A 5,655-nucleotide genomic window follows, 5' to 3' on the forward strand; every position below is an offset into this window, starting at 1 on the left:
GGCCCGACTTGCGCATCACCTGCACCGCCACCGCACCCGAAGCGGTGCGCACCTTGCGCACAAACACTCACCGGACCCTACCCGGTTAGTAAGCCAAAACCCGCCCTCCGCCACACAAACCAGCAGGTCACAGCAATTCTGAGCTCGAAATCCAACAGAGGTGTCCTAACTCAGGTGCGACGGGCAGAATGCGCGCCGGCTCTGTTGGCCGATCCGCGGTCGATGGTGGCCGACGTCATCAGCGAGTGTCACGGCCAACCACAATGCCGCAGAGGCTGTGACCCGAGAACGCGCACTGCACGGGCAAGCAGCCAGCTCGGAGTCCGGCCTCGGGAGTCCTACTGGCACGAGGCAATTGGTGGTCAGCGTCGATGCGATCACCCGCCGCGCCGACCATCGTTGGGTGCTTGGACTGTTGCCGCGTCGACCGCCGCGGCGGATTCTGGTGGCTGGAACTCAGTTGCGGATCAGGAATCCGTTGGGAGCCGATGTCCACCCGAATTTGTTCTCCCGCGCCACATCATGCTTGTAGTCGTTGGGGAATTCACGCTCGTATGCCTCGATGGCCTCGTACGGGCCGGCACCGAACCCCGGCAGGACGGGGTGTCCATTGATATCGGAGTCTTCCACGATCAGGTAGTCGCCGCTGGACAGTAGCGGCCGCAGCAGTTTCATCTCGGCCAGCACGTGATCCATGGAGTGGTCGCTGTCGAGGATAGCGAAGATGGTGCCGGGGTATTCGGCTTTGAGGCGCTCGATCTGCTCGGCAACGGCAGGGACGGTGGATGAGGATTCGATGAACAGAATGTCCGGATCGCGCCGGGCCGCCGGGTCGAGAGCCTTGTGCGAGATGTCCACGGAGACCACTTTGAACGGCTGGCCGGTGTGCCTCATCACGTTGGCGAAATACAGTGCCGAGCCGCCGTATCGGCTGCCGAACTCGATGACCAGAGATGGTTTCAAGCTGAACAGGATCTCCTGGTAATTCCACATATCGCTGACGGACTTCCAGCATTGGACACCCAACCACGTGGTGTGGTCCCACACCAAGTTGCTGTAGTACCACTTGTGGTATTCCTCTGCCGCCGAGTCGGTCGGTCGGTAAATCAGTTGGGCGACAGCACTCGTGAGTTTCCTCAGTACGTCCATCAGCCGCATGAAGACGCTCGCCACGTCCATCCTGTCATCTCCTCACTAGCCAGCCCGTGGTCACTGGACTATCGTCACGGCCAGCATTTTCACCAGGACCGACGGCGGCGCGCGGACCCCGACAAGACCGCCGCACATACGTCGGACCCGCATGCCCTTCCGCCGAGTTGGCTCCGGGGGTTGCCCCGCTGCGGCGTCAATGCCGAGGAGTGCCAACCGGCCGTGCGGCTAAGAGCCTTGTCGACGCTGCCACCGCATCGCAGGATCGTAGCAGACTCCACCAGTGGTGCACGTGTGAACGAAAGTGCCCGCATCGCAAGGGATAGTGACGTCCGGCGCCGCATCGGCGGGAGACCAGTGCCAGCACCCGGCGCACGTGGCGACAGCACGTTATCGGGTTGACACCCCGACCCGGCGGCGGTCAACGAAATCGATGCGGTGTGGCGGCGCACGCGCGGGTAGGAGTGAAACCCCCACGGGCGCACACCTTGCCGACGATCGGTTTCCCCTTCCCGGTCACTCCATGACCCAGCCGTACTCCGAAGGAACCGTGCACAACAGCGAACGGATCGCCTCGAGCCGGTCTTCCGCATCGATGTGTCCGTGATGCTCGATGACCATTTTTCCGTCTTGGATCCCGCAACCGTAGAAGTCCAGGGGGAGGGTGATCGAACAAGCGAACTGGCCGTGAAACTCACCCAGCTCCAGTCCCGCGGGCGTCGGTATCGGAAAAGCGCTGACGTCGGTGCAGAAGACCAGTGGCGGCAGGCCGGCGGGAGTTCCTTCGAATGCCACGCCGAAATTCAGCGCCGACTGCTGAATCAGACCGTCGGCCAGGTCGGCCCGAAACGTAGCGCCGATGTCGGACGCCAGATCGACGATGTCGGTGTGTGGCCCGATCTCGGCAAGATAGGTCGCCACTCCAACCAGGTTGGTCGCCTCCGTCGGCCGCACCGGCGGGCTCAGCAGGTATCGCAAGTCGACGGGGTACACGTACGGGATCGGGATGTGCGGGGTCTCGCGGAATTGCCACTCGGTCATCAAGATGGCCGCTGCCACCACGTGGCTGACGCTGACCCGGTTCTCCCGGCCCAAATCCGCCAGGTCGGCGGTCTCTTGTTCGCTGAGCTGCACTCTGGTGACCGGGACAGGTTGGGGCGAACCAGGATTCGCGATGAGGGCCGGTCGCTCCGGGGCGGGTATGTCGTAGGCGAACATCACCGGCATGAAACGTTCGACGCCGGACAGCCCCATCCGTTTGACCCCACGCTGTTCGAGCATGACCTCGAGCGGCGCAGGAGCGGGCTCGGGGATCACCGGGCCGGGGTCGGCGCCGGTCACCATCGCGGTATAGCGGGTAAACAGCTCCTCGAGCAGCCCGGAGCCATGGTGACCATCACCCATGCTGTGATGCAGATACGCCGTCAATTCCGACGTTGGTTCGCCCAACGTCAACTTCATGTTGAACAGGGACAGGGACTGGTCAAGCCGAATCGGTGCGGCTGTCGACGCCGACTCGGTGGTGCCGTCGACCACGATCAGCCCCGAGTGCAGGTAGTCGTCTGCGACGAGGTTCCAACCGCCGTCGGGGTTGGGCTCGAGGTGACTGGCCAGGACCGGGTGGGCCTCGGCGAGGGCGTCGAAGGCTTCCGAGAATGCGTCGACATCGATAACGCCGTGCAGCTGCATGGTCATCGAGGTGAAAACCTCGTATTGGGCGAAGACTTCCTCGCTGTGTGACAGTTTTCGGATTACGGATCCGGGAAACACCTCAAGACTCCCGTCTTTTCACTTCAGGTGGCAGCGTGGCCAGCCATCCCATGGCGGGTCAATGCGTGCTGGCGCGTCGGAAACCGACCGCCAACGGTACAGCGCACGCGGCGCAAATACCTATGGTCCACAGCAGTACCCCGATCATCGGAGCCAGGACCGGGCCCTCCGTCGACAACCCGCGCATCGCGGCCACCGCGTAGCTGACGGGCTGATGTGCGACGACCGGCTGAATCCAGCCCGGATACTGGTTCAGCGGGACCAGGCCGGTGGAGAAGAACAACGCGATCGCCTGCACCAGCTCGACGGACTCGACTACTACCGTCTGTGCTGTGTAGAGCGCCACCGTGGTCACCGCAACGGCGAAGGCGATGCCCAGTGTCACCGGGACGCTGAGCCACATCAAGCTCGCGAGCGCCCCCTGCCGAAACCGGAAGCCGAGCAGGATCCCGACACCGAGCATGACCAGCGTGGTGAACAGAATCCGGATGGCGTCCGCCAAGATTCGGGACAGCAGTCCCGATGCCCGGTGCACGGGAAGCACCCACAGCCGGGACAGCAGCCCGCTGTTGCGCTCACGCATCAGGTCGATCGCGACGAACGTCGATCCGGTGATTGCGGCACCGATCGCGATGAGCGGCACGATGCTGTACATCGCGTTGTCGTGGGTTACCGCGTAGATCAGGTTCCCGAGAACGATTTTCAGGACCAGCATCATCAGGATCGGCAACACGAGGGCTTCGATGGTGGTGAGGAAGTCGCCGGACCACCGCGTGACGATTCGTTTGGTCTGCAACAGCGTCTGTGAAACCAGCGGACGAATGGAGTTGTCCGGGTACTGCGAGCGCACGGGTGCGAACCCGATTTCCTGACTTGTCATGGGAATCATCGCCGTTCGGACAAAACGAAAATGGACATGGGTACCAGCAGGACGATGAAGCCGACGACCCACGCCAGCGTCGGCGCCATGACCGGCCAGGTCAACTGGATGGCGTGCTTGGTGGTGTCCCCGGCCAGTGCTCGCAGCGCTTCGACGAATTGGGAAATCGGCTGGTTGCGGACGAACGGATGGATCCAGCGGGGAAACAGCTTCAGCGGCATCAGGCCGACGGACAGCAGCCCGAAGATCAGGATGGGTAAGGTCAGCAGCGGCAGCATCGCGTCGGGATTCTTGGTACCCGTGCCCAGCAGGTCGGCGCCGAACGACAGCAGAGCCCCGATCACCAGCACCAACAGGCAGAAACCGACGATGCACACCGGTCCGCGGTGAAACCGGAATCCGATCACATAGCCGGAGATCATCGACACCGACAAACCGATGCTGCACCGATACAACGAAATTGACACTCGCGCCAGCACCGGCGTCAACGCTGCGATCGGCATGGAGGCGAACCGCCGATTGACCCCGAGCTGCGAATCGATTGCCGCCCGAAAGCCGGATCCGATGGCGGCGAACGCGACAGCCTGCAACGTCACCAGCGGCGTGATGTATTGCCCCAGGCTGCTGGCTACGTTCGAGCCGCCCACGAAATGGTTCCACGGTATGGAAAACGGAATGTAGAAACCGACCATGAAGACCACCGGCGCCCCCGCGGTGGTGAGCACCTCACCGAAGTAAGTATTCAACAGCAACCGCACCACGAGCACCCACCACTGCCGAAACGGCGACTGGCGCGGCTGCCGAGTGGCCGGCCGCTCGGCGGTGGTGCCGATGGCCGGTTCCAGGGCCGGGGCGCTCACCGCATCGCCCCCGACGCCAGATGGCTCAGAGATTCGCTGGGATCGGTTGTCATGGAAAGGAATACGTCGTCGAGTGACGGACGGCGCAGGGCGATGTCGGCCAGCTCGATCTTCGCTTCTTCGAGCCGGCGCGCGGCCTCGATGAGGGTCCTTGTCCCGTCGGGCGCCGGCATGGTGATCCGGTCCGATTCGGGTGTGAGAATGGCCCTGCTGTGCTCGGGTAGCAGCGAGCCCAGCGCCGCGACGATAGCGCTCAGGTCCTTCAGATCACTCGGCACTATTTCGCAGAAAGTGTCGCCGGCGCGGTGCTTGAGCTCGTTCGCGGTGCCTTCGGCGATGACGGTGCCGCGATCGATCAAGATGATCCGGTCACTGAGCGCGTCCGCCTCTTCGAGGTACTGCGTGGTCAGCAGCGTTGCCACGCCGAGCTTCTTGAAGCTGGCCACCAGATCCCAAATGGCTTGCCGGCTCCTGGGATCCAGCCCGGTGGTCGGTTCATCCAGGAACGCCACCTGCGGTTGAACTACCAAACCACACGCGATGTCGATCCGTCGGCGCATGCCCCCGGAGTAGGTGTTCACCTTCCGCTTTGCGGCGTGCATGAGGCCGAATTGCTCGAGCAGCTCTTGGGCGCGCTGGTGCGCCGCCGACTTGCTCAGCCCGTAGAGACGACCGAACAACACCAGGTTCATCTCACCGGTGATCATGTCGTCGACTGCCACCTGCTGTCCGGTGACCATGATCGAGCGGCGCACCCCGGCCGGCTCGGAGACGACGTCGTAGCCGGCGACGGTCGCCGTGCCCCGATCCGGCCGTGACAGCGTCGACAAGATGTCCACCATGGTGGTTTTGCCGGCCCCGTTCGGGCCCAGCAGCCCGATCACTTCGCCGCGCCCCACTTCGAAACTGACGTCATCGAGGGCCACAACCTTGCCGAAAGCCTTGTGTACGCCGCGGACCACCACAGCCATATCGTTGTTGCGCATCTAATCCTCC

General features: G+C 63.3%; 5 protein-coding genes. All 5 read right to left on the reverse strand.

What is annotated here, in order from left to right; translation table 11 throughout:
* Nucleotides 1-456: 456 nt before the first annotated feature.
* Nucleotides 457-1,179, reverse strand: a complete 723-nt coding sequence (locus EET13_RS08935; protein WP_425293653.1) for a rhamnosyl O-methyltransferase — start codon at nucleotides 1,177-1,179, stop codon at nucleotides 457-459.
* Nucleotides 1,180-1,665: 486 nt separating this feature from the next.
* Nucleotides 1,666-2,919, reverse strand: coding sequence for a phthiocerol/phthiodiolone dimycocerosyl transferase (locus EET13_RS08940; RefSeq protein ID WP_122441951.1), 1,254 nt, complete (start codon nucleotides 2,917-2,919; stop codon nucleotides 1,666-1,668).
* 58 nt (nucleotides 2,920-2,977) lie between these two features.
* The gene (locus EET13_RS08945) at nucleotides 2,978-3,808 is read right to left on the reverse strand and encodes an ABC transporter permease (RefSeq protein WP_122441952.1); all 831 of its coding nucleotides are present in this window, start codon (nucleotides 3,806-3,808) and stop codon (nucleotides 2,978-2,980) included.
* Nucleotides 3,805-4,659 carry an ABC-2 transporter permease gene (locus EET13_RS08950; protein ID WP_122441953.1) on the reverse strand — a complete coding sequence of 285 codons (855 nt, stop codon included), beginning with the start codon at nucleotides 4,657-4,659 and terminating at the stop codon, nucleotides 3,805-3,807. The genes EET13_RS08945 and EET13_RS08950 overlap by 4 nt, the downstream gene beginning before the upstream one ends.
* A complete protein-coding gene (locus EET13_RS08955; protein ID WP_122441954.1) occupies nucleotides 4,656-5,645 on the reverse strand; it encodes an ATP-binding cassette domain-containing protein in 990 nt (329 codons plus the stop codon). The genes EET13_RS08950 and EET13_RS08955 overlap by 4 nt, the downstream gene beginning before the upstream one ends.
* Nucleotides 5,646-5,655 lie beyond the last annotated feature (10 nt).

The sequence above is a fragment of the Mycobacterium attenuatum genome, assembly GCF_900566085.1.
Classification (GTDB): domain Bacteria; phylum Actinomycetota; class Actinomycetes; order Mycobacteriales; family Mycobacteriaceae; genus Mycobacterium; species Mycobacterium attenuatum.

What these genes read in the sequence shown, in the direction of transcription:
- EET13_RS08935 (WP_425293653.1), bottom strand. Translation starts at nt 1,179, where the DNA reads ATGGACGTGGCGAGCGTCTTCATGCGGCTGATGGACGTACTGAGGAAA.
- EET13_RS08945 (WP_122441952.1), bottom strand. Translation starts at nt 3,808, where the DNA reads ATGATTCCCATGACAAGTCAGGAAATCGGGTTCGCACCCGTGCGCTCG.
- EET13_RS08955 (WP_122441954.1), bottom strand. Translation starts at nt 5,645, where the DNA reads ATGCGCAACAACGATATGGCTGTGGTGGTCCGCGGCGTACACAAGGCT.